This window comes from Mesorhizobium sp. M0227, assembly GCF_040321855.1.
Classification (GTDB): domain Bacteria; phylum Pseudomonadota; class Alphaproteobacteria; order Rhizobiales; family Rhizobiaceae; genus Mesorhizobium.
Window position 1 is genome coordinate 12,334 of sequence record NZ_JAMYSJ010000007.1, and the last position, 21,110, is coordinate 33,443.

At 63.9% G+C, this 21,110-nt stretch carries 21 protein-coding genes and 1 pseudogene; 16 read left to right on the plus strand and 6 right to left on the minus strand.

Features of this window, described 5'->3' with window-relative positions:
• The first annotated feature begins 40 nt into the window (after positions 1–40).
• On the plus strand, positions 41–610 hold the full coding sequence (locus NKJ00_RS11730) for a NifU family protein (RefSeq protein WP_023811631.1): 570 nt from the start codon (positions 41–43) through the stop codon (positions 608–610).
• A gap of 113 nt (positions 611–723) precedes the next feature.
• Here the strand turns inward: NKJ00_RS11730 and NKJ00_RS11735 are convergent, their stop codons facing one another.
• Positions 724–1,341, minus strand: coding sequence for a L,D-transpeptidase (locus NKJ00_RS11735; RefSeq protein WP_013528066.1), 618 nt, complete (start codon positions 1,339–1,341; stop codon positions 724–726).
• Between the two features lie 226 nt (positions 1,342–1,567).
• On the opposite strand from NKJ00_RS11735, the gene cueR reads away from it, so the two are divergent.
• From cueR to NKJ00_RS11760, 5 genes and pseudogenes are all read left to right on the plus strand, one after another.
• On the plus strand, positions 1,568–1,990 hold the full coding sequence (gene cueR / locus NKJ00_RS11740) for a Cu(I)-responsive transcriptional regulator (RefSeq protein ID WP_023811630.1): 423 nt from the start codon (positions 1,568–1,570) through the stop codon (positions 1,988–1,990).
• A 59-nt stretch (positions 1,991–2,049) separates the two neighbouring features.
• Entirely contained in the window at positions 2,050–2,481 is a 432-nt protein-coding gene (locus tag NKJ00_RS11745; RefSeq protein ID WP_352613503.1) for an OsmC family protein, read from the plus strand.
• A 947-nt stretch (positions 2,482–3,428) separates the two neighbouring features.
• Positions 3,429–3,760, plus strand: a pseudogene (locus NKJ00_RS11750) (SMR family transporter).
• Between the two features lie 326 nt (positions 3,761–4,086).
• The gene (locus tag NKJ00_RS11755) at positions 4,087–4,275 is read left to right on the plus strand and encodes a hypothetical protein (RefSeq protein ID WP_127289952.1); all 189 of its coding nucleotides are present in this window, start codon (positions 4,087–4,089) and stop codon (positions 4,273–4,275) included.
• A 93-nt stretch (positions 4,276–4,368) separates the two neighbouring features.
• Complete coding sequence (locus tag NKJ00_RS11760; protein WP_023811626.1) at positions 4,369–4,869, plus strand: MmcB family DNA repair protein; 501 nt, start codon at positions 4,369–4,371, stop codon at positions 4,867–4,869.
• 16 nt (positions 4,870–4,885) lie between these two features.
• On the opposite strand, the gene nhaA is transcribed toward NKJ00_RS11760, so the two are convergent.
• The 5 genes from nhaA to NKJ00_RS11785 all read right to left on the minus strand — a co-directional run bounded on the left by nhaA (position 4,886) and on the right by NKJ00_RS11785 (position 11,688).
• Complete coding sequence (nhaA, locus tag NKJ00_RS11765) at positions 4,886–6,094, minus strand: Na+/H+ antiporter NhaA (RefSeq protein ID WP_352629827.1); 1,209 nt, start codon at positions 6,092–6,094, stop codon at positions 4,886–4,888.
• 63 nt (positions 6,095–6,157) lie between these two features.
• The gene (locus NKJ00_RS11770) at positions 6,158–6,721 is read right to left on the minus strand and encodes an ActR/PrrA/RegA family redox response regulator transcription factor (RefSeq protein ID WP_013528072.1); all 564 of its coding nucleotides are present in this window, start codon (positions 6,719–6,721) and stop codon (positions 6,158–6,160) included.
• Positions 6,722–6,806: 85 nt separating this feature from the next.
• Complete coding sequence (locus NKJ00_RS11775) at positions 6,807–8,138, minus strand: ActS/PrrB/RegB family redox-sensitive histidine kinase (protein ID WP_128302879.1); 1,332 nt, start codon at positions 8,136–8,138, stop codon at positions 6,807–6,809.
• A 26-nt stretch (positions 8,139–8,164) separates the two neighbouring features.
• The gene (gene hrpB, locus NKJ00_RS11780) at positions 8,165–10,750 is read right to left on the minus strand and encodes an ATP-dependent helicase HrpB (RefSeq protein WP_128302878.1); all 2,586 of its coding nucleotides are present in this window, start codon (positions 10,748–10,750) and stop codon (positions 8,165–8,167) included.
• A gap of 47 nt (positions 10,751–10,797) precedes the next feature.
• On the minus strand, positions 10,798–11,688 hold the full coding sequence (locus NKJ00_RS11785) for a DMT family transporter (protein WP_023811623.1): 891 nt from the start codon (positions 11,686–11,688) through the stop codon (positions 10,798–10,800).
• Between the two features lie 28 nt (positions 11,689–11,716).
• On the opposite strand from NKJ00_RS11785, the gene NKJ00_RS11790 reads away from it, so the two are divergent.
• The 10 genes from NKJ00_RS11790 (at position 11,717) to dhaM (ending at position 21,106) form a co-directional block, all read left to right on the plus strand.
• Positions 11,717–12,406, plus strand: a complete 690-nt coding sequence (locus tag NKJ00_RS11790) for a PIG-L deacetylase family protein (protein ID WP_023811622.1) — start codon at positions 11,717–11,719, stop codon at positions 12,404–12,406.
• A gap of 277 nt (positions 12,407–12,683) precedes the next feature.
• Entirely contained in the window at positions 12,684–14,015 is a 1,332-nt protein-coding gene (locus NKJ00_RS11795) for an ABC transporter substrate-binding protein (RefSeq protein ID WP_023811621.1), read from the plus strand.
• Positions 14,016–14,127: 112 nt separating this feature from the next.
• On the plus strand, positions 14,128–15,075 hold the full coding sequence (locus NKJ00_RS11800) for a carbohydrate ABC transporter permease (protein ID WP_023811620.1): 948 nt from the start codon (positions 14,128–14,130) through the stop codon (positions 15,073–15,075).
• Positions 15,072–16,022 (plus strand): carbohydrate ABC transporter permease, encoded by a 951-nt coding sequence (locus tag NKJ00_RS11805; RefSeq protein ID WP_023811619.1) that lies wholly within the window; start codon positions 15,072–15,074, stop codon positions 16,020–16,022. The genes NKJ00_RS11800 and NKJ00_RS11805 overlap by 4 nt, the downstream gene beginning before the upstream one ends.
• Positions 16,019–16,225, plus strand: coding sequence for a hypothetical protein (locus NKJ00_RS11810; RefSeq protein ID WP_031213400.1), 207 nt, complete (start codon positions 16,019–16,021; stop codon positions 16,223–16,225). Before NKJ00_RS11805 ends, NKJ00_RS11810 begins: the two co-directional genes overlap by 4 nt.
• Positions 16,226–16,227: 2 nt before the next feature.
• The gene (locus tag NKJ00_RS11815) at positions 16,228–17,340 is read left to right on the plus strand and encodes an ABC transporter ATP-binding protein (RefSeq protein WP_352612513.1); all 1,113 of its coding nucleotides are present in this window, start codon (positions 16,228–16,230) and stop codon (positions 17,338–17,340) included.
• Positions 17,333–18,346 carry an ABC transporter ATP-binding protein gene (locus NKJ00_RS11820; protein ID WP_352612511.1) on the plus strand — a complete coding sequence of 338 codons (1,014 nt, stop codon included), beginning with the start codon at positions 17,333–17,335 and terminating at the stop codon, positions 18,344–18,346. Before NKJ00_RS11815 ends, NKJ00_RS11820 begins: the two co-directional genes overlap by 8 nt.
• A 55-nt stretch (positions 18,347–18,401) precedes the next feature.
• Positions 18,402–20,045 (plus strand): dihydroxyacetone kinase subunit DhaK, encoded by a 1,644-nt coding sequence (locus NKJ00_RS11825; RefSeq protein WP_352612509.1) that lies wholly within the window; start codon positions 18,402–18,404, stop codon positions 20,043–20,045.
• Between the two features lie 72 nt (positions 20,046–20,117).
• Complete coding sequence (dhaL, locus tag NKJ00_RS11830) at positions 20,118–20,720, plus strand: dihydroxyacetone kinase subunit DhaL (RefSeq protein WP_023811614.1); 603 nt, start codon at positions 20,118–20,120, stop codon at positions 20,718–20,720.
• Entirely contained in the window at positions 20,717–21,106 is a 390-nt protein-coding gene (dhaM, locus tag NKJ00_RS11835) for a dihydroxyacetone kinase phosphoryl donor subunit DhaM (protein WP_013528085.1), read from the plus strand. The genes dhaL and dhaM overlap by 4 nt, the downstream gene beginning before the upstream one ends.
• The last annotated feature ends 4 nt before the right edge of the window (positions 21,107–21,110 follow it).

A 21,110-nucleotide genomic window follows, 5' to 3' on the forward strand; every position in this document is an offset into this window, starting at 1 on the left:
TTGTTCCAAACTAGATGCCCAAACGGGCACGGAGACGGCCATGTTCATCCAGACCGAATCGACGCCAAACCCGGCGACGCTGAAATTCCTGCCCGGCAAGGAAGTGCTTCTGGAAGGCACCGCCGATTTCCGCGATGCCGACAGCGCCGCCGTCGCCTCGCCGCTGGCCGGCCGGCTGTTCGAAATTCCTGGCGTCACCGGCGTTTTCTTCGGCTATGACTTCATCACCGTGACCAAGGATGGCCCCGACTGGCAGCATCTGAAGCCGGCGATCCTCGGCGCCATCATGGAGCATTTCATGTCCGGCGCGCCTGTCATGGCCAAGGCTGGCCCGGCCGCAGAGACCAGCCAGACCGGTGAGTTCTACGACAAGGCCGACGAGGAGCTGGTCATCACCATCAAGGAACTGCTCGATACACGGGTGCGCCCGGCGGTCGCCCAGGATGGAGGCGACATCACCTTCCGCGGCTTCGAGAACGGCACGGTGTTCCTGCACATGAAGGGCGCCTGCGCCGGCTGCCCGTCCTCGACGGCGACGCTGAAGCACGGCATCCAGAACCTTCTGCGCCATTTCGTGCCGGAAGTGCAGCAGGTCGAGCAGGTCTCGTAGAGACCTCCTTCTCGAGGCATTAGAGGCAAACAACAAAAAACCGGGCCGAATTGCCCGGTTTTCTGCTTGGGACGTCCGTTGTTGCCTAGACGGTCCGCGTACGAAAACTGCCTCTAGAGAACGATGACCTTGGCGCCGACCGAGGCGCGGTCATAGAGGTCGATAATGTCCTGATTCATTAGGCGGATGCAGCCAGACGACATAGCCTTGCCGATCGAATTCCATTCCGGGCTGCCATGCAGGCGATAGCCCGAATCGCCGCCCTTGTTGAACAGGTACATGGCGCGCGCGCCGAGCGGGTTCTTCAGGCCCGGCTCCATGCCGCCGGCAAACTTTTCCAATTCCGGCTGGCGCTGGATCATCTGCCTCGGCGGTGTCCAGGTCGGCCATTCGCGCTTGAGCGCAATGTGGGCGGTGCCATGCCACTCGAAGCCCTCGCGGCCGACGCCGATGCCGTAGCGAATGGCCCTGCCGTCGCCCTCGATGAAGTAGAGGAACTTGTTCTGCGTATCGACTATGATCGTGCCCGGCTTTTCCGGGCTGTCGTAGTTCACTTCCTGCCGATGGTACTTCATCGGCACTTTCTCGATCGGGATCCGCGGCAGCTGATAACCGGCGTCGGTGACCGCGCCGTAGTCGTTGGAGAAGATCTGCGAGCCGATGGTGCTGCAACCGGCGATAGCAGTGGAGAGCGCCAGTGCGGCGATGATTGCAAACGACTTCATGCGCATCAGGTGATCCGGTGCCCCGCCCAACTTCGGCGGCACGAGTCGGCCGCTCTCTCATCGTCATTCATGCTGGCATTTGCTTTGCTTGCCAAGCGCGCGATGCCTATATGCCTGCCTTGACGTACCGGTAAGCGTATCACTATGGCATTTTGGCAACAGGACTCACAGGATTGTGAAGCAAATTCAAGGGGCCTGCTCCATGGGCTCCTGGAAATCGAGGAGAACCGTCATGAATGTCGGTGACGCCGCCCACCGCTCCGGCCTGCCGGCCAAGACTATCCGCTACTATGAAGAGATCGGCCTGATCGCCCCGGCGCGGGCCGCCAACGGCTACCGCGATTATTCCGGAGACGACATCCATCGGCTGGCCTTCCTGCGCCGCGCGCGCAATCTGGGCTTTTCCATCGACGATTGCCGCCAGTTGATGGCGCTTTACCAGGATCGCAGCCGCGCCAGCCACAACGTGCGCGAAATCGCCGCCGCCCATGTCACGGCGATCGAGGAGAAAGTGCGCGAGTTGCAGTCGATGCGCTCGACGCTGCAGAAACTGATCCATGCCTGCCACGGCGACGAAAGGCCGGATTGTCCGATCCTTGATGACATGGCGGGAGCGGCGTTGCTCAGCGACAGGGGCACCTCTGCGGCTGCATAATGACCCTACGTCGACGAGGCCCGACGCCTGGTCGACTCCTGCCGGGAGGACGTCCACAAATGGTCTCGATGAGCGTCGAACTGCGCAATATGGGGGGCACGCAGGCGGCCATGGGCTGGGCCGGCGGCCACACGATCATCGTCGACCGGCCCGAAGGCAAGGCCGGCGGCATGGGCCTGGGCTTCAATGGCGGCCAGCTGCTCGCCCTGGCGATCGGCGGCTGCTTCTGCAACGACCTTCGCTACGTTGCCGAGGAAATGGGCATAACGCTCAACAAGATCGCCGTGACCGTGACGCTGAACCTCGAAGGCAAGCCTTTGCTCGCGACTTCGTCAACCATGACGGTTTCCTGCACGACGCTGGACGGCTCCGACCCGGCGGAGATCATCACAAGGGCCGCGGCGATTTCCACGGTCAGCAACTCCCTGCGCCAGGGCGTGCCGGTGAGCATCGAAACGGACGCAACGGCGACCGGCTTGTCGGAGGAATGATCCCCGGGAACAGGCGCATTTGGCCGCGTGGATTGTCAGAGATCGCTAAATAGGCCCACCGCCGGCACAGCAGAGCGATTGATCCAATTTTCTTCGGCATCTGGGCGCGTCAATCTGACGCGCTATGTCTTCCCTTGTTGCAATGATCAACGATGGAGATTGGCATGGATCGGCGATTGTTTCTGACTAGAATGCTTGGGCTGGCAGGGGCTGCGACCGTCGTCGCAATCGCGCGTCCTGCCACCGCCTTGGCCGGCATCCCCAATACGGGGCCGGGCATTCTCGATGAGCTCGACAAACCGTCCGACGACATTCTCGACCCGGATGGTCCCGATGTCCAGGACGGCGTCGAGTTCGTGCGGCACCGCAGGTGGCACCGCCGCCGTCGTCGACGCGGGTGGAGGCGGGTTTGCCGTCGCTATTGGCGCCACGGTTCCTGGCGCCGCAGGTGTTTCCGCAGATCCTTCTGGATCCACTTCTGACGAGACCTGCAACGCGAAGGTCCCGGAGTCCGGCGCCTTCGCTATCGCTGCAGGCTTGAACCCAATCGGTAAAAAAGGCCCGCCGCCCCTCGGCAGCGGGCAGGTCCTGGAGTGCCGGGGGATCAACCCGGCATGGGTCAACGAACGGGTCACCGGTTGGTTGCAGGGATCGGCCCGGTAGCCTTCCTTTGGGTGGACCGCCACCGGGCCTGACCGGAGCGGGGTGTATTGGGGGAGCCCCGGCTGCTTCGAAAATATCACCTTTCACTTATATTCGCTCTAGCTAATTAACAGGAGCGACGCAGCCCGGAGTGTAGCTGGGTGGGCCTCATCGGACAGGCGCGCGCCCTTGCAATCGACGAGACTCTGCGCCGCTCGCGGCGAGGCACGATCACGGGAAAGTGAACGTGACGCCATCGTAGCGTTCTGATCATTAGATGCCTCCCGCCACTGGAGGTTCATCGAATGCCAGCTTATGCCATTCTTGCCCTGGCTATTGTCGGTGAGGTCATCGCGACCAGCGCGATAAGGCCTCGGAAGGCTTCACCAGGCTTGGCCCGTCGATGTTGGTGCTGCTCGGTTACGCCACGGCGTTTTTCTTTCTGTCCCAGGTGCTGGACCGCATACCGGTCGGCGTTGCCTATGCAGTATGGGCGGGCGGCGGCATTGTTCTGGTCGCGCTGGTCGCTTGGATTGTCTACGGGCAACGGCCCGACGTGGCAGGTTTTGTCGGCATGGGCCTGATCTTGGCTGGAGTGCTGGTTTTAAACCTGCTGTCCAAAACGGGCGTTCGTTGAGGTCCGACAACTACACGATCGCCTACATAAAGGCGGTTATATATTTGACAGGCCTAACGCCAAAATGGCCGGCGCAGGTTGCCGGATGAATGATGATCCGCGCCGGCCACTGCGGCTTCTTTGAGGGGTTGCCGCCTGCCGGGAGCTAGAGCGCGCGAATTGGCCGGCAATTGAGGCCCAGCCGCTTGGTTAAAAATGTACAGTGAATCCTTATTGAAGCCACCTCACAGCGTATTAAAATCCCAAGGTCACCGGCTACGGGTTAACGGCGCACCGGTGATTGAGAGTAACGCTAAGCTCCCGCCCTTATGGATGGGAGGTTGGCCATGTCTCAGTTCGATAGCTCGGTATCGGCTTTTGACTGCGATATTTTGCGCAGCGCGTTCATAAAAATCGTCATCCAGAAGAACATTCCAGAGGACAAATGGCGGGCCGAGGCCGAGCTTTTGATCCGGGAGTATACGGATAGCGACGACATTGAGCCCGGTTTAGCGGAATGGATCGCGCGGAAGTAGCCCGCGATGAAAGAGTGGAAGCCCGACGATTACCTGAAAGCGCCCACATAAAACAGGTTCAAACCGTGAACAGAATCTGGCATGGTGCCTGGCATGCCGATCATCTCCCCCATCCCCATCAATCCTCTCATCGACGGCCGCCAGTCCGAACGCGCCATGCTGGTGCGGCGCGGCGTACAGCGGCTGCTCATGGATATGGGCGCACATGTGTTGCCCGAGCTGTCGCTGGCCACGGGCCGCCGCGCCGACCTCGTCGCGCTGACCCGGCAGGGCGATATCTGGATAATCGAGATCAAATCCTCGATCGAGGATTTCAGGGTCGACCGCAAATGGCCCGACTACCGGCTGCATTCCGACCGCTTCTTCTTCGCCACCCATCCCGGCGTGCCCTCGGAAATCTTTCCGCAGGAATGCGGCTTCATCCTTTCCGACGGCTATGGCGCCGAGATCCTGCGCGATGCGCCCGAGCACCGCATGGCAGCGGCAACGCGCAAGGCGCTGATGCTGCGGGTCGCGCGGGCCGGCGCTTCGCGGCTGCTGGCGGCAGAGCTTGCCGGCGTGTCGGTGCCGGCGCTGGAGGGTGAGAGCGAGTAACGGCCCGTCCTTCAGTCTATGACCGGCTCTGCTCTTCATCGTCCTCCACGCCACCCTTGGCGGGCGCCATGAGCAGCACGGCAGCACCCAGAATGGCGGCGATGAAGGAGCCGGCGAGGATGCCGACCTTGACCGCGTCCTGCAGCGCCACGTCGCCGGCGAAGGCGAGCAGGCCGATGAACAGGCTCATGGTGAAGCCGATGCCGCACAGCAGCGATATGCCGATCATGTGCATCCAGCCGGCATTGGCGGGCAGGTCGGCAAGACCGAGCCGGATCGCAAGTGCCGAGGAGCCGAACACGCCGACCAGCTTGCCAACCACCAGGCCGGCGGCGACACCCAGCGTCAACGGCTCGATCAGCGCACTGACGCTGAGGCCGGCCAGCGAAACGCCGGCATTGGCAAAGCCGAAGATCGGGATGACGACGAAGGCCACAATCTTGTGCAGGCCGTGCTCGAGCCGGTGCAGCGGCGAATGGTCGAGATCGTGGCCGATGCCGGCGGAGCGCTCAAGCGGGATGGTCAGCGCCAGCGCCACGCCGGCGAGCGTGGCATGGACGCCGGATTTCAGCACCAGCATCCACAAGATGACGCCGAGCACGAGATAGGGAACCAGCGTCATCACCCGCATGCGGTTGAGCACGACAAGCGCGGCAATGACGGCGAAGGCAGCACCCAGATAAGCCAGCGACAGGCCGCTGGTGTAGAAGATGGCGATGATGATGACGGCACCGAGGTCGTCGATGATCGCCAGTGCTGTGAGGAACACCTTCAGCGAAGCCGGCACGCGGCTGCCGAGCAGCGACAGCACGCCGAGCGCGAAAGCGATGTCGGTGGCGGTCGGGATCGCCCAACCGGACAGGGCGGCCGCATTGTTGCGGTTGACGGCCACATAGACGAGTGCGGGAACCACCATGCCGCCGGCGGCTGCAATGCCGGGCAGCACGCGCCGGGGCCAGGTGGAGAGCTGGCCGTCCAGCATCTCGCGCTTGATCTCCAGTCCGACGAGCAGGAAGAACACCGCCATCAGCCCGTCATTGACCCAATGCGAGACGCTGAGCGGGCCGAGATAGGCGTGGAGCGCGGAGAAATAGGTTTCGGCGAGCGGCGAATTGGCGACGATCAGGGCCAGTGCCGCCGCCACCATCAGGATGATGCCGCCAGCCGCTTCACTATCGAGGAATTCGCGGAAGACGGAAACCGGCCGATGCTTCAAGTCCTGCATGTCGCCTCCGTCATGCCGTCTGTTTTGGCGGGCTTCGATCCCGCAAGATGGCAAACGGCGGCCTTAACGCGGCGCCCGCTTGGCCAGTATGCGCTGCAAGGTGCGTCGGTGCATGTTGAGCCGGCGCGCTGTCTCGGAGACGTTGCGCTCGCACATCTCATAGACGCGCTGGATATGCTCCCATCGAACGCGGTCGGCTGACATCGGGTTTTCCGGCGGCGCCGCGCGCTCGCCGGCGGTGCGGGTGAGTGCCGCGAAGATATCATCGGCGTCGGCGGGCTTGGAGAGATAATCGACCGCACCGAGCTTCACCGCGGTCACCGCGGTGGCGATGTTGCCGTAGCCGGTCAGGATGATGGTGCGGGAATCCTCGCGCTTTTCGCGGATGGCCGCGACCACGTCGAGGCCGTTGCCGTCGCCGAGCCGCATGTCGACCACGGCGTAGGCGGGTGGATTGGCGCGCGCCTTGGCAACCGCCTCCTCGACGCTCTCGGCCGTCTCGACCACGAAGCCTCTAGCTTCCATGGCGCGGGCCAGACGCGTGAGGAACGGCTTGTCGTCATCGACGACAAGCAGCGAGGTGTCCTCGCCTTCAACCATTGCGCCAATATTCTCGTCGCCTGTCATAGTCTCAAAATTCCTGCTGCCTTAATTTTACGCAAATATAGTTCCTGAGCCTCCTTGTCCAATTTTTAGAGGTCCTTCAAGGCTCTCAGGCGGTGTCGAACATGCTGGCCGAAGTGATTTCCGGATTGAGGAACACACCACGCGGCCACGATATCTGGACCATGGCGCCCTCGCCCAGGCCGCTCGAATTGCGGAAATCGAGCACGGCACCAGAGCGTTCGAGCAGGGTCTTGGCGATGAACAGGCCGAGGCCCAGACCGCCGCCGGTTTCATTGCCCTGGCGCGTCGACATATAGGGCTCGCCGATGCGGTCGATGATCTCGGCCGGAAAGCCGGGGCCGTCATCGATGATCGAGAAGGTGACGGTGGCCTCGTCCCAGCTCCAGCGCACGGTGACGCTTTTGCGGGCAAAATCGACGGCGTTCTCGACCAAGTTGCCGAGGCCGTAGATGACGCCCGGATTGCGTCGCCCGACCGGCTCGGGGCCGATGCGTTCGCCGGGCCGAAGCTTGATCGAGATGCCGAAGTCCCGGTGCGGCGCGGTGACCTCCTCGACCAGCGAAGTCAATGGCAACCGCGAAAGATGCGCCTCGCCCTCGGAGGACAGGCTGGTCAGCCGCTTGAGAATCTCGCGGCAACGCTCGCTCTGCGAACGCAACAGCGTCACGTCTTCCCCGTATTTCGGATCCTTGCCGAGCGCCTTTTCCATCTCCTTGGCGACAAGCGCGATGGTGGCGAGCGGCGTGCCGAGCTCGTGCGCGGCCGCGGCGGCCAGCCCGTCGAGTGCCGAAAGGTGCTGCTCGCGCTGCAGCACGAGCTCGGTTGCGGCGAGCGCATTGGCAAGAAGCCGGGCTTCGGCGGCCACCCGGAAGGCGTATATGGCGGTGAAGGCGATCGAGGACAGCACCGCCATCCACATGCCGGCGACATAGAGAAAAGGCATCGCCAGCGGCGCGTCCTCATGCCAGGGCAGCGGCAGATGGACAAAGACCAGAAAGGTCGCCGCCGACATGACCAGCCCACCGAGGATGGCGGTCAGGCGCAGGGGCAGCGATGTCGCCGAAATGACGACAGGCACGGTCATCAGCAGCGAGAACGGGTTGGTGAGGCCGCCGGTCATGTAGAGCAGGCCGGCAAGCTGCAGGCTGTCGAAGATGAGGATGCCGAAGGCCGCAAGCGGCGTGAGCCGGTGCGCCGCCGGAAAGCGAAAGGCGAGAAACAGGTTCATCCAGGCCGAACAGGCGATTAGGGCAAAGCAGAGGCTGACCGGCAGTGGAAACTTCAGCCCATAGGCGACGACGAGCACCGTCAGGCTCTGACCGACAATGGCAAGCCAGCGCAACCGGATCAGCGTGTTGAGGCGCAGTCTCTGGCTCTGCTGGAAATCGGGCGAACGCAAAACGTTGATCATGGCCATGAATTACAGCCGTAGGACCAGGAACGCTAGGTCCCGCGCGGTTTGGCGCGGGCGGTGGCGGCGGCGAGCAGCGGGTTTTCCGGCCAGACATGCTTGGGATAGCGGCCGCGCATGTCGGCGCGCACATCGGCCCAGGAGCCGCGCCAGAAGCCGGGCAGGTCGCGCGTCGTCTGGATTGGCCGGTGCGCCGGCGACAGGAGTTCGAGCGTCAGCGGCACGGCGCCATTGGCGATCGAAGGATGGCGGTCGAGGCCGAACAGCTCCTGCACGCGAACCGCCAGCACCGGCCATTCGCCGTCATAGCGGATCGGCACATGGCTGCCCGACGGGGCATCGAAATGGGTCGGCGCCAGCGTATCGATCCTGCGCTGCAGATCATGCGGCACGAGGCTGGTCAGTCCGGCCGAGACAACGCCCGCATCGATGGCGGCAAACGATGCCGCGCCGGCGAGGTAAGGCAGCAGCCAGTCGTCGAGGCGCTCGATGAGGGCGGCATCCGCCATGTCGGGCCAGGGCGCGCCAAGGCCGCGATGCAGCCAGCCAAGCCGCTGGCGCAGCGTTTGCGCCTCCTTGCTCCAATTCAGCAGCGACAGCCCGTGCTGGCGCACCGCATCGAGGACGGCGCGATCAGCGTCAGCACCGATTGGCGGCGGCAGCATGCGCTCGGCAAGCGTGATGGCGCCAAGGCGCACTGTTTCGCGGACGCGCACGGCGCGCTTGTCGCGGTCGAAGCTCGTTTCACGGCGGACCTCGATCCTGTCCGCCAGCGCAGCGCGGACATCGTCCTCGCCGATCGCCGCCGCCGCCGTGATGCGCGCATTCTGTGCCTTGCCCTGCAAGTCGGCGACGACCAGAAACGGCTCGCCCGCCAGCGGATCGCCGGCGTCGAGCATGGCGCCGGAGCCGTTGGCCAGCACGAAACGGCCACGCTCGCCACGCGCCTTCGCCACCCGATCCGGCCAGGCGTGGACGAGCAGGGGACCGGCTGACTTACCCTCCCCCTTGTGGGGAGGGTCGGCGAGCGCGCCTTGCGCAGCAAGGCGAGGGAGACGGGGTGGGAGTGCAGCGCTCGGCCTACCCCCACCCCGCTCCGCTTCGCGGATCGACCCTCCCCACAAGGGGGAGGGTGAAGAGGTGCCGGCCTGCCGCGCCAGCCGTTCGGCGAGCTGCTTGGCGGCGGTAGCGCGCGGAGATCTTTCCCCACGAAAGCGCATCAGCCGTCGCTCCAGATCGGCGCCGTCGCCACCAAGACCGCGTTCGGTGAGCAGCACCGCAAGCATCGCCGCTTCGAAGGCATGGCCGCTGCCGGCTGCCTCGGCAACCATGTGCGCCAACCGCACCGGCAGAGCGAGCTTGCGCATCGCTGCACCCGCCTCCGTCAGGCGGCCCGTCTCGTCGACGGCATCCAGCGCGCGCAGCAGTGCCCTTGCCTCACTAAGGGCCGGAACAGGCGGCGGATCGAGAAAGGCGAGCCCTGCCGGATCGGCAACGCCAAAGGCAGCGCAATCGAGCAGCAGTCCGGACAGATCGGCCTCGAGGATTTCCGGCGGCGTGAAAGCGGGAAGTGCAGCCGTCTGCTCGGCCCGCCACAGCCGGATGGCGACGCCAGCCTGCGTGCGCCCGGCACGGCCGGCGCGCTGGTCGGCGGAAGCCTTGCTGACACGCACGGTTTCCAGCCGGGTGAGGCCGCTGGCCGGCTCATAGCGCGGCAGGCGCGACAGGCCGGAATCGATGACGACGCGCACACCGTCGATGGTGATCGAGGTTTCGGCGATCGAGGTGGCCAGCACCACCTTGCGGCGGCCTGAAGGCGCCGGCTTGATCGCGGCGTCCTGCGCCTTGCCGTCGAGCATGCCGTAGAGCGGCACGATGTCGGTTTCAGTGCCGACCTTGCCGGCCAGCCGCTCGGCGGTTCGCTCGATCTCGCGTTGGCCGGGCAGGAAGGCAAGCACGCTGCCGATCTCGTCGGCAAGGGCTGTGCGGATCGCCTTGGCCATCGCGTCCTCGATGGCAATGCCGGTAGGGCGCTCGTCGTAGCGGATGTCGACAGGAAAGGCGCGCCCCTCGCTCTCGATCACCGGCGCACCCGACAGCAGTTTCGCGACCCGCGCGCCGTCGAGCGTTGCCGACATCACAGCCAAGCGCAGGTCCGGCCGCAGCGCACCCTGCACGTCGAGCGCCAGTGCGAGCCCAAAATCGCCATCGAGCGAACGCTCGTGGAATTCGTCGAAAATGACAGCCGAAACGCCGGGCAATTCGGGATCGTCGAGGATCATGCGCGCCAGCACGCCTTCGGTGACGACTACGATCCTGGTCTTTGCCGAAATGCGGTTTTCCATGCGCATGGCATAGCCGACGGTGGCGCCAGGTTCCTCACCAAGCAATTCAGCCATCCGGCGGGCGGCGGCGCGGGCGGCGAGGCGGCGCGGTTCAAGCAGGATGATCTTGCCGGCGCCGAGCCAAGGCGCGTCAAGCAGCGCCAGCGGCACCAGCGTCGTCTTGCCGGCGCCCGGCGGCGCCACCAGCACGGCGCTGTTGCCATGGCCGAGCGCTTCCCTCAGCGCCGGCAGCACGGCAGATACAGGAAGCTCCGGCAGGGGTTTTGTGGTCATGGCGCCCGCATATCAGCGGTTGTGGCCACGGCGCAACCAGAGACGGTTCAAAGCCGGGTGCGCGAAAACGGGTTCCAGCGCACGGTGCCCAGCCGCGCTTCCTCCCGCACCATGGTCAACAGGCCGGCGCCGCCAACGACCGCCAGACCAACCAGCGACAGCCCGTCCGGATATTCCTGGAAGAACAACGCGCCGAGGACCACCGCCCAGGCGATCTGCGAATAATGCGTCGGCGCAACGCGGTTGGCGGGCGCGTATTTCATGGCCAGCAGTTGAAGGAATTGTCCACCTGCGGTGAAGGCTCCGGCCATTGCCAGCCACAGCAACTGCTTTCCGCTGGGAACAGTGAAGGCGGTGGCGGCGGCACCGATGCCGTTGAACAGCAGGCCGCAACCGACCAGCACGCCGAGCATGGTGGTGCGCTTTTCCTGCTGCGCCAGCGAGCGCATCAGGATGACGCTGATGGCGGCGAGGAAGGCAACGCCGAAGGCGGCAAGATGGCCGAGATTGAGCTCGCGAAAGCCAGGCCGCACCACCAGCATGACACCGGCAAAACCGGCGACCACCGCCAGCCAGCGCCAGGGGCCGACCTTCTCCTTGAGGATCACCGTGGAGAGGATGGTGACGCAGAGCGGCGCCAGGAAGATCAGCGCATAGGACTCGGCCAGCGGAATGGTGGTGAAGGCGTAGACGCTGAGCACGCCGGAAGCGATACCCGCCCAGGCGCGCGCCTGCACCGCCCATGGCCTTTTGGTGCGCCAGAAATCGCGCCAGCGTTCGCCCGCAGGTCGCGTGAAGAATAGGAAGAAGCCCGCGAACAAGGTTATGAAAAAGCCGATCTCGAAGATCGTGAGCTGACCGCCCAGGCTTTTGACAACGGCATCGCTGCCCGAATAGCTTGCGTAGGCGATCAGGGCGAGCAGGATTCCGTTCGTCACGTTGTTCCAGTTCCGGGGAGAGAGTGATTTGAAAATCCTAGCGCTCGGTGCGCATCCGGACGACATCGAGATCTTCATGTTCGGTACGATGGCCGCCTATGCCGCGCAAGGCGCAGAGCTCACTTTTGCCATGGCCACGGATGGTGCCAGGGGCGGCACGAGTGATCCCGCTGTTCTCGCTCGTGTCCGTCGCGATGAAGCAACGGCCGCGGCTGCGCTGGTAGGCGCAATGCCACGCTTCCTCGACTTCCCGGACGGCGAGTTGGTGGCCGATGCAGCGCTGATCGGAGCTCTGAAAGCACTGATTGGTCAAACCGGCCCGGATCTGGTGATCACGCATGCGCCCAACGACTATCACGCCGACCATCGCGCGCTGTCGGACGGCGTGCGCATCGCGGCGTCTTTCGCCGTCCCGGTGCTGCATGCCGACACGATGGGCGGCACCGGTTTTTCGCCGACGCACTACGTCGACATTTCCGGGTATGCCGACGTCAAAGCTGAGGCGATCCGAATGCATCAGTCGCAGGATCCCGACCGCTTCGTCGACATCGCGCGGACACAGAACGCCTTTCGCGCCGGCCAGTGCAACAGCGCGCAAGGCTCATCGGCCGAAGCGTTCCGTTTCGAACCGTCGTTCCCGTTCGCCGATATCCGCGCGCTGCTGCCGCCGGCGCCGCCAATCCGCAAGGTGATGGTGAGCACCAGAAGGGTGGATTGAAAACCGAGGCTGCCCCACGTCCTGGTCAGAATCGGCCTGAAGAGCTTCGGTAGGCCGACCAGCGACCCGCGCTTTTCCCAAGGTTTTCAGACATCGCCATAAGCATGCTGCGGCGCAGCAACGAATTCGCTTGCCTTGTTTAGTAAAAATTGCATCACTAAACAAATTACTAAACATCCGCAGCGTGACCGCGCCGCCATGTTTGGGCCCCTGAGGAGAGGGGTTGAGGGCTTTTTGAAACCGTCATCCGGGCGCGTTTCGCAAATGGGAGGAAGTCATGAAATCGAGCTTGAAACTGGCGTTGGGACTGACCTCGGCGATCACAGCGTCGACAGCCGTCTCGAATGTCGCGCACGCTGAAGACCTGACGCTGTGCTGGGCCGCTTGGGACCCGGCCAACGCGCTTGTCGAACTGTCCAAGGATTTTACCAAGGAAACCGGCATCGGCATGAAATTCGAGTTCGTGCCGTGGACCAATTATGCAGACCGTTTCCTCAACGAGCTGAATTCGCACGGCAAATTGTGCGACCTGATCATCGGCGACAGCCAGTGGATCGGCGGTTCGGCCGAGAACGGCCACTACGTCAAGCTGAACGACTTCTTCGACAAGGAGAAGATCAGCATGGACGACTTCGTGCCGGCAACCGTCGTCGGCTATTCGGAATGGCCGAAGAACACGCCGAACTACTGGGCGCTGCCAGCCATGGGCGACGTCGTCGGCTGGACCTATCGCAAGGACTGGTTCTCCAAGCCGGAGCTGCAGAAGGAATTCAAGGAGAAGTACGGCTGGGATCTCGGTCCGCCGACCACCTTCGACCAGTTGAAGCAGGTCGCCGAGTTCTTCCAGAAGCGCGAGATTGACGGCAAGACCGTCTACGGCGCCTCGATCTATACCGAGCGCGGCTCGGAAGGCATCACCATGGGCGCCATGGACGTGCTCTACAGCTACGGCTTCCAGTACGAAAACCCGAAGAAGCCCTACGAGATGGAAGGCTTCGTCAACTCCGACAAGTCGGTGAAGGGCCTGGAATTCTACAAGGCGCTTTATGATTGCTGTACCCCTCCGGGCGCGTCGAACAGCTACATGGGCGAAGGCGTCGATGCCTTCAAATCCGGCCAGGTGGCGATGCACATGAACTTCGCCTTCACATGGCCGGGCCTGCAGAAGGACGAGAATGTCGGCGGCGACAAGATCGGCTACTTCGTCAACCCGAAGGGTCCCGACGGTGAGCAGTTCGCCCAGCTCGGCGGCCAGGGCATCTCGGTAGTGTCCTATTCCGACAAGCAGGAGGCGGCGCTGAAATACATCAAGTGGTTCGCCAACAAGGACGTGCAGGCCAAATGGTGGTCCCTCGGCGGCTATTCCTGCCTCAACGCGGTGGTCAAGGATCCGAAGTTCCCGGCCAGCCAGCCCTACGCGCAGACCTTCCTCGACTCGATGGCCATCGTGAAGGACTTCTGGGCCGAGCCGAGCTACGCACCGCTGCTGCAGGCTTCGCAGAAACGCTTCCATGACTATGTCGTGGCCGGCCAGGGCTCGGCCAAGGATGCGCTCGACGGCCTGGTCAAGGACTGGACGCAGGTCTTCCAGGACGACGGCAAGATGTAACCCCGGCTCCTCCCGAGCTAGGGCCCTAGCGTCCCGTGCCGCCCTTGGCACGGGACGCAGTTCAGATAAATTCCATGACAGAGACGACCAAGTGACCGAAGCAGGACTCACCATGCTCAATCGGACTGCGGAGAACGTTGCCCGGGCGACCCCGGAACCGTTGGCCGGCAAGGTCCGGGGCATCAGCGACAAGGGCCTCGCCTGGCTGTTCATCTCGCCGACGATCCTGTTGCTGCTGGCCATCAACATCTTTCCGCTGTTCTGGGCGATCTATCTGTCGTTCACCAACTACCGGGCCAACCGGCCGAACGAGGTGGTGAAGAATCTCGGCTTCGCCAACTACCAGCGCATCCTCGGCGACAAGGATATCTGGATCGCCATGCAGACGACGGCGCATTTCGTGTTCTGGACCATCCTGTTGCAGACGCTGATCGGCTTCACGCTGGCCTGGCTGATCGACAGGAAGTTTCGCGGCCATGCCTTCTGGACGACGCTGATCCTGGTGCCGATGATGCTGTCGCCGGCGGTGGTCGGCAATTTCTGGCGCTTCCTCTACGAGCCACAGATCGGCCTGTTCGCCTACGCCATCTCCTTCGTCACGAGGATCCCGCCAACCGATATCCAGATGCTCTCCAACGTGTCGCTGGCGCCGTGGTCTATCATCATCGTCGACACGTGGATGTGGACGCCCTACGTGATGCTGATCTGCCTCGCCGGCTTACGCTCGATCCCCGAATACATCTACGAGGCGGCCGAGGTCGACCGCGCCTCCAACTGGCGGCAGTTCTGGTCGATCACGCTGCCGATGGCGCTGCCCTTCATCATGCTGGCGGTGCTGTTTCGCGGCATCGAGAACTTCAAGATGTTCGACATGGTCAACCTCTTGACCGGCGGTGGGCCGGGCTCGACCACCGAGGTCGCCTCGATCACGCTGAAGCGGCAGGCTTTTGAGAGCTGGCGCACCGGCTACTCCTCGGCCTTCGCCATCATCCTGTTCGTCGCGGTGTTCGGGCTGGCCAACATCTACGTCAAGGCGCTCAACAAGGTGAAGCAGAGATGAGCCTGACCACTGCCCACTCGGTCGTCGCACCGTCCACGAATTCGAAGCGCATCGCCGGCACGATCATCGTGCTCTACGCGCTGATCTCGATCGTGCCGCTGCTGTGGATCTTCGCCACCAGCTTCAAGACGCCGCCGGATTCGATCGCCTATCCGCCCAAGATCCTGTTCCAGCCCAGCCTCGAAGGCTACTGCAATCTGTTCACGACGCGGACGCGGCAGACGCCGGAATACATCAACTCGCTGGGTCCCGCGACGGGCTTCTGCGACGAGACCACGCGCAAGCGCAACATGGTGATCGCCGGCCCGTCCAACTTCCTGCCGCGCTTCGTCAATTCGCTGATCATCGCCTTCGGTTCGACCTTCTGCGCCGTGTTCCTCGGCACGCTGTCTGCCTATGGCTTCTCGCGCTTCAAGGTGCCGCTCGCCGACGACCTTTTGTTCTTCATCCTGTCGACGCGCTTCATGCCGCCGATCGCTGTCGCCATTCCGATCTACCTGATGTACCGCGAGCTTGGCTTGTCGGACACGGCGCTCGGCATGATCCTGCTCTACACGGCAGTCAATGTGTCGCTGGCTGTATGGCTGCTGAAAGGCTTCATCGATGAGATCCCGCGCGAATATGAGGAGGCGGCGATGATCGACGGCTATACGCGGCTGCAGGCCTTCTGGCGCACAGTGCTGCCGCAGGCGACGACCGGCATTGCCGCGACCGCCATCTTCTGCCTGATCTTCGCCTGGAACGAGTATGCGTTCGCGGCACTCCTGACTTCCGGCACCGCGCAGACTGCGCCGCCCTTCATCCCGACCATCATCGGCGAAGGCGGCCAGGACTGGCCGGCGGTGGCGGCAGGCACGACGATCTTCCTGGTGCCGATCCTGGTCTTCACCATTCTGCTTCGCAAGCAATTGCTGCGCGGCATCACCTTCGGTGCGGTGCGCAAATGAGCATGACCAAGCCACAGAAAAGCAAATCGCGCTGGCCGGTCTGGGCGAGGCGCGGGCTGATGGAAAACATCGCGACGGCACTAATCGCCATCGGCTTCCTGATGCTGTTCCAGCCCTTCGCGCTGTCGCTCTACACCTATTCCTTCATCACCATGCTCGCCGGCACCGTGATGTTCATCATCGTCTCGAAATTCCCGGAATAATCATGGCCGAAATTCGCGTCCAGCACCTGAGAAAGGCCTTCGGCGATTTCGTCGCCGTGCAGGATTCCAACTTCGTCGTCGAGGATGGCGAGTTCTTCGTCATGCTCGGCCCGTCGGGCTGCGGCAAAACGACGACCTTGCGCATGATCGCGGGGCTCGAATTGCCGACCGGCGGCCAGATCCTGCTCGGCGGCGACGACGTCACCATGCTGCGGGCCCGCGAGCGCGACATCGCCTTCGTCTTCCAGCTCTTCGCGCTCTATCCGCACATGAATGTGCGCAAGAACATCGGCTTCCCGCTCCTGGCGCAAGGCATGCCTTCGGCCGAAATCCGCACCCGTGTCGAGGAGACGGCGAAGCTGCTGCGCATCGACCATCTGCTCAACAAATCCGTCTCCGGCCTGGCCGGCGGCGACCGCCAGCGCGTCGCGCTCGGCCGCGCCATCGTGCGGCGGCCAAAATGCTTCCTGATGGATGAGCCGCTCGGCACGCTCGACACCGAATTCCGCGATCTGATGGTCCGCGAGCTGCGCGAGCTGCACAACCGCATCCACGCCACGACGGTCTATGTCACGCACGACCAGATGGAAGCGATGTCGATGGCCGACAAGATCGCGGTGATGAACCATGGTGTCATCGAACAATTCGGAAGCCCACGCGAAATCTACGACCGCCCGGCGACCATGTTCGTCGCCGACTTCATCGGCTCGCCGCCGATGAATTTTCTGGGTTTTGGCGGCGGGCTGGCCAAAGGCGCCAGGGAGATCATCGTGCAAGGTGCGAAGGTCGCGGTGCCGGAGGTGCGAGAGGACATCGCACCCAGCGACATGGCCCTTGGCATCCGCCCGGAGCACATACGCTTCGACGACGCCTCCAAGCTGCGCGGCGCCATCTATGGCACCGAATATCTCGGCACCACGCAGATCGTCGCAGTCGAAACGGCGGACGGTATCATCAAGGCACGCGTGCCGGCCGAAATCCGGCTCTCCACCGGCGACCATGTCGGCCTGACGCTGAGCAGCGCGCGGCTATCGCTGTTCGAGAAGGGATCGGGCCGCGCGGTGAGAACCGCAATCCATGATGTCGCCTCGGAGCGGAGGACCCAGCATGGCTGAGGTGCACATCAAGAACGTGACCAAGAGTTTCGGCGATCATGCCGCCGTCAACGGCCTCGATCTGCATATATCAGATGGCGAGTTCGTCGTGCTGCTCGGGCCGACGGGGGCAGGCAAGACGACGACGCTGCGGCTCATCGCCGGTTTGGAACGGCCGGATTCCGGCATGATCGAGATTGGGGGCCACAATGCCACGACACTGTCGCCGGCCGAGCGCGACACGGCCTTCGTTTTCCAGCAATATTCGCTCTATCCCCACCTCTCGGTGTTCGACAATCTCGCCTTCCCGCTGCGCTCGCCGGCGCGGAAAATGCCGGAAGACCAGATCCGCCGCCGGGTCGAGGAGGTGGCCAGGATGGTGCGCATCCATCACAAGCTCGCCAATCGCTCGACCAAGCTTTCGGGCGGCGAAATGCAGCGCGTTGCCATCGGCCGGGCGCTGGTGCGCAAGCCTTCGATCTACCTGATGGACGAGCCGCTGTCGTCGCTCGATGCCAAGCTGCGCGGCGATCTCAGGCTCGAGCTGAAGCGCATCCAGACCGAACTCGGCGCCACCATGCTTTATGTCACGCATGATCAGATCGAGGCGATGACCATGGCCGACCGTATCGGCATCCTTGCCGATGGCGTGCTGGTGCAGATCGGTTCGCCGCGCACCATCTATTCCGAGCCGGCAAACCTGCATGTCGCGGCAAGGCTCGGCCAGCCGGCGATCAATCTTCTGCCAACCGGACTGCTGCCTGACGGCGGCGCACCGGCCGGGACCAAGACGATCGGCGCGCGCACCGAACATCTTTCGATCGCGAAGGCCGCGAATGGTCACGCCGACGGCGTTGTCGACTGGGTGGAGCATCTCGGTGATCAGAACCATTTGCATGTGACGGTAGGGACCAAGAAACTGGTGACGCTGACCGATCCCGACACGGATCTGGCGCAGGGCGACAGAGTGGTGATCCGCTACCGGGCGCCGCTGTATTTCGACGCCGATGGACAGCGATTGATGTGAGCGGTTTTCGGTGATTCAGCACCGGTTTTGACTTTGCCAGTACGGGACGAATTCGATGAAGCACTTTTTCAATCGCAGGGAAACGATCGTCACCGAGGCGCTCGACGGCCTGTTACGGACCATTGGCTCCGGCGATCTCGCGCGCCTCGACGGCTATCCCGAGATCAAGGTCATCCTGCGCACCGACTGGGACAGGACGAAAGTCAGCGTCGTCTCCGGCGGCGGGGCCGGGCACGAACCGTCCCATGCCGGCTTCGTCGGCAAGGGCATGCTGACGGCGGCGGTTTCGGGCGAGATCTTTGCCTCGCCAAGCGTCGAGGCGGTGCTGGCAGCGATTCGCGCGGTCACCGGTTCGGCCGGCTGCCTGCTGATCGTCAAGAACTACACCGGCGACCGTCTCAATTTCGGCCTCGCGGCAGAGAAGGCGCGCGCCGAGGGTTTTGCCGTCGAGATGGTGATCGTCGCCGACGACATCGCGCTGCCCGACATTGCCCAGCCGCGCGGCGTTGCCGGCACCTTGTTCGTCCACAAGATATCAGGCCACCTGTCGGAGACCGGGCACGATCTTGCCGATATAGCGGCTGTCGCGCGAGCGGCAGCGAAGGACGTTGTTTCGCTCGGCATGTCGCTGTCGTCCTGCTCGATTCCGGGCCAGCCGCACGAAGACAGGTTCGGCGAGAACGATGGCGAGCTCGGCCTCGGCATCCATGGCGAGCCGGGCGTCGAGCGGATTGCGGTGCAGAGCGCCGACAGGCTGGTGGCGATCATGGCGGCGCGCCTAGCGGCACGGCTTGATCCCAAGGCCGGCCACGCCTTGCTGATCAATAATCTCGGTTCGGTGCCGCCGCTCGAAATGTCCGTTATCGCCAACGCAGTGCTTGCCTCGCCGCTGGCCAAAACCATCAAGCTGGCGATCGGCCCGGGCCCGCTGATGACGGCGCTCAACATGAACGGCTTCTCGCTGTCGCTGATCCGGCTCGACCCCGCGCGCGAGACGGCCTTGCAGGCGCCGGTCGGTCCGCACGCCTGGATGCCGGCAAAGCCGGTTGTGCCGCCTGCCGTGGTGCCGATGGCGAAAGCGGCCGGACAGAGCGCGGCACGCAAGCCCAGCCAGGATGCACGGACCCGCTCTCTTCTCGTCACCATCTGCGAACGACTGATCGCGCTGGAAACCACGTTGAACGGGCTCGACGCCAAGGCGGGCGACGGCGACACGGGCTCGACGGTGGCGACCGGCGCGCGCAGCATCCTCAAGCGGCTTGATGCGCTGCCGCTTGCCGAGCCGGCGGCGACCCTTGGAGCGATGGGCGACATTCTGAGCGCCTCGATGGGCGGCTCCAGCGGCGTGCTGCTGTCGATCTTCTTCACGGCGGCGGCGCAGGCTCTGGATAGCGGCGCGAGCTTGGCCAAGGCGCTGCTTGCCGGCCTTGAGCGGATGACCTTTTATGGCGGCGCAAGGATGGGGGATCGTACAATGGTCGATGCCCTGGAGCCTGCCCTCAGAGCGCTCGATGCCAAGAGCCTGGACGAAGCGGCTATCGCGGCTCGCCATGGTGCCGAGGCCACCGCTGCCATGGACAGGGCAAAATCCGGGCGGTCCGCCTATGTCGGCAGCAAGCTGCAAGGCGTGGCCGACCCCGGCGCCTATGCAGTGGCCGAGGTTTTCGCGGCGGCGGCCGCGCTCCATGAAGCGGCTTGATTCATGCTCCAGTTGTCGAATGAGCGTTCTTTCGATACTGCGGGCGGCATGGAAACCGGGAATGCGGGTGACATGGCGGCATTGAACCTTGCCCGGCTGATCGCGGCCGCTGCGGATACCATTGCCGCTCACGCCGAGGAGTTGACGGCGCTCGACCAGGCGATCGGCGACGGCGACCACGGGCTGAACATGAAGCGCGGCTTCGAGGCCGTGCGCGCCGAAGCCGAAGCATTTTCGGCCAAACCGCTGCCCGATGCCCTGAAGGCGATCGGCACCAAGCTGGTGATGACGGTCGGCGGCGCCTCCGGCCCGCTATTCGGCACCCTGTTCCTGGCGCTCGGCAAGGAGATTTCAGCGGCGCCTAATCGCGCCAATCTGACGGCAGCGTTCGGCAAGGCGATCGAAGCGGTGGCCGCGCGGGGCAAATCGCAGATCGGACAAAAAACCCTGCTCGACGTGCTGCAGCCGGTGCATGACGCGCTGCTGCAGGGAAAGACAGCTCTTGAAATCGCCGATATCGCCGACGCGGCGGCCGAGGCGACCGTGCCTATGAAAGCCTTGCGTGGCCGCGCCTCGTTCCTTGGCGACCGCTCGATCGGCCACATGGATGCCGGTGCACGTTCGACCGCGCTTCTGGTGCGCACGATCGTCGAAACGTTGGAAGGTCAGCCATGAGCAATGTCGGCATCGTCATCGTTTCGCATTCGCCGCTGGTTGCCGAGGGCACGGCCGACATGGTGCGCCAGATGGTGGGCGACGAAGTGCCGCTTGCATGGTGCGGCGGAAACGGCCATGGCGGGCTCGGCACCAATGTCGAGGCGATCATGGGCGCCATCGACAAGGCCTGGTCGGAAGCCGGTGTCGCCATTCTGGTCGATCTCGGCGGTGCCGAGACCAACTCGGAAATGGCGGTGGAGATGATCGGCGAGCCACGCTCGCACAAGATCATCGTCTGCAACGCCCCGATCGTCGAAGGCGCGGTGATGGCGGCGACCGAGGCCTCAGGCGGCGCCTCGCTCAGGGAAGTGGTGGCGACGGCGCACGAATTGTCGCCGTCGTGAGTGA

Bases quoted from the DNA above. Each gene is read 5' to 3' on its own strand.
- NKJ00_RS11810 (WP_031213400.1), top strand. From the start codon at position 16,019: ATGAGCATGACCAAGCCACAGAAAAGCAAATCGCGCTGGCCGGTCTGG.
- NKJ00_RS11755 (WP_127289952.1), top strand. From the start codon at position 4,087: ATGTCTCAGTTCGATAGCTCGGTATCGGCTTTTGACTGCGATATTTTG.
- NKJ00_RS11745 (WP_352613503.1), top strand. From the start codon at position 2,050: ATGGTCTCGATGAGCGTCGAACTGCGCAATATGGGGGGCACGCAGGCG.
- NKJ00_RS11815 (WP_352612513.1), top strand. From the start codon at position 16,228: ATGGCCGAAATTCGCGTCCAGCACCTGAGAAAGGCCTTCGGCGATTTC.
- NKJ00_RS11825 (WP_352612509.1), top strand. From the start codon at position 18,402: ATGAAGCACTTTTTCAATCGCAGGGAAACGATCGTCACCGAGGCGCTC.
- cueR (WP_023811630.1), top strand. From the start codon at position 1,568: ATGAATGTCGGTGACGCCGCCCACCGCTCCGGCCTGCCGGCCAAGACT.
- NKJ00_RS11760 (WP_023811626.1), top strand. From the start codon at position 4,369: ATGCCGATCATCTCCCCCATCCCCATCAATCCTCTCATCGACGGCCGC.
- dhaL (WP_023811614.1), top strand. From the start codon at position 20,118: ATGGCGGCATTGAACCTTGCCCGGCTGATCGCGGCCGCTGCGGATACC.
- NKJ00_RS11795 (WP_023811621.1), top strand. From the start codon at position 12,684: ATGAAATCGAGCTTGAAACTGGCGTTGGGACTGACCTCGGCGATCACA.
- NKJ00_RS11770 (WP_013528072.1), bottom strand. From the start codon at position 6,721: ATGACAGGCGACGAGAATATTGGCGCAATGGTTGAAGGCGAGGACACC.
- nhaA (WP_352629827.1), bottom strand. From the start codon at position 6,094: ATGCAGGACTTGAAGCATCGGCCGGTTTCCGTCTTCCGCGAATTCCTC.
- NKJ00_RS11800 (WP_023811620.1), top strand. From the start codon at position 14,128: ATGCTCAATCGGACTGCGGAGAACGTTGCCCGGGCGACCCCGGAACCG.
- NKJ00_RS11775 (WP_128302879.1), bottom strand. From the start codon at position 8,138: ATGGCCATGATCAACGTTTTGCGTTCGCCCGATTTCCAGCAGAGCCAG.
- NKJ00_RS11730 (WP_023811631.1), top strand. From the start codon at position 41: ATGTTCATCCAGACCGAATCGACGCCAAACCCGGCGACGCTGAAATTC.
- NKJ00_RS11735 (WP_013528066.1), bottom strand. From the start codon at position 1,341: ATGCGCATGAAGTCGTTTGCAATCATCGCCGCACTGGCGCTCTCCACT.
- NKJ00_RS11805 (WP_023811619.1), top strand. From the start codon at position 15,072: ATGAGCCTGACCACTGCCCACTCGGTCGTCGCACCGTCCACGAATTCG.
- hrpB (WP_128302878.1), bottom strand. From the start codon at position 10,750: ATGACCACAAAACCCCTGCCGGAGCTTCCTGTATCTGCCGTGCTGCCG.
- NKJ00_RS11820 (WP_352612511.1), top strand. From the start codon at position 17,333: ATGGCTGAGGTGCACATCAAGAACGTGACCAAGAGTTTCGGCGATCAT.
- dhaM (WP_013528085.1), top strand. From the start codon at position 20,717: ATGAGCAATGTCGGCATCGTCATCGTTTCGCATTCGCCGCTGGTTGCC.